The sequence below is a fragment of the Acinetobacter sp. B51(2017) genome (genome assembly GCF_003711395.1).
Classification (GTDB): Bacteria; Pseudomonadota; Gammaproteobacteria; order Pseudomonadales; family Moraxellaceae; genus Acinetobacter.
The window spans coordinates 1-1,294 of sequence record NZ_PJRJ01000083.1 but is presented as its reverse complement, the minus strand read 5'-3'; the positions used below and the strand labels follow the sequence as shown (position 1 = coordinate 1,294).

Annotated in this window: 1 protein-coding gene; it reads right to left on the bottom strand. The window is 51.5% G+C overall.

Annotated elements, in window-relative coordinates; genetic code table 11:
* A partial coding sequence (locus tag CYK47_RS15210) for a SwmB domain-containing protein (RefSeq protein ID WP_286206928.1) occupies positions 1 to 1,294 on the bottom strand: 1,294 nt, incomplete at both ends.

Below are 1,294 nucleotides of genomic sequence, written 5' to 3'. Positions count from 1 at the left end.
TGTTGGGGTGTGGGTTCTGTGCGTAGCGGAGAGGTGTGTTGGGTGGAGTGGTGGTTGTGAGCACGGTATGATGGTGACGCGTTGTGAGTGTAAGGGTCATCGTCGTCGGCAAGAGCGTGAGGTCTATCGGAATCAGAGTCGCTGTCAGAGTCAGAGTCGCTGTCCGAGTCAGAGTCGCTGTCAGAGTCAGAATCGCTGTCAGAGTCAGAATCGCTGTCCGAGTCAGAGTCGCTGTCCGAATCTGAGTAGCTATCTGAGTCAGAATCGCTGTCCGAATCTGAATCGCTGTCCGAATCAGAGTCGCTATCTGAATCCGAATCGCTATCTGAATCTGAGTCGCTGTCCGAATCCGAGTCAGAGTCGCAGTCCGAGTCAGAATCGCTGTCCGAGTCAGAGTCGCTGTCCGAGTCGGAGTCGCTGTCCGAGTCAGAATCGCTGTCCGAGTCAGAGTCGCTGTCTGAGTCAGATTCGCTGTCCGAATCCGAGTCGCTGTCAGAGTCTGAATCGCTATCCGAGTCTGAGTCGCTGTCCGAATCCGAGTCGCTGTCCGAGTCAGAGTCGCTGTCCGAATCCGAGTCAGAGTCAGAATCCGAGTCACTGTCTGAGTCCGAATCGCTGTCCGAATCTGAATCGCTGTCCGAGTCAGACTCATCATCTACAGTCGAGTTATTGCTAATGCCTTGTTCGCTGAAGTCCGCAACGTCATTACCCGCTGCGTCTTGTAGCGCGTTGTCGTCATCTTGATCCGATGGATCTTGATAAGACACTTCAACCTCTTGACCCGGCAAGATTGGATTCACCGGCACTAGAGTCACTTGGTCACCGTCAATGATCACCTCAGCAATCTCAACGTCTTTGCCGTCAACCGTTAAAGTGAAGTCATCTGTGCTTGGCGGGTTTGCTGCATCTAGATCTTCATTGAAATCAAGCGCAACTTGACCATTTTCAGTCACTTGGGCGTTTTCAAGCTGTGGCGCAACAGCATCCACTGTTGAGTTGTTTTGAACTGGACCTGTGGTAAAGTCCGCAACGTCATTACCCGCTGCGTCTTGTAGCGCGTTATTGTCATCTTGATCCGATGGATCTTGATAAGACACTTCAACCTCTTGACCCGGCAAGATTGGATTCACCGGCACTAGAGTCACTTGGTCACCGTCAACGATCACTTCAGCAATCTCAACGTCTTTACCATCAACCGTTAAAGTGAAGTCATCTGTGCTTGGTGGGTTTGCTGCGTCGAGATCTTCATTGAAATCAAGCGCAACTTGACCGTTTTCAGTCACTTGGGCGTTTT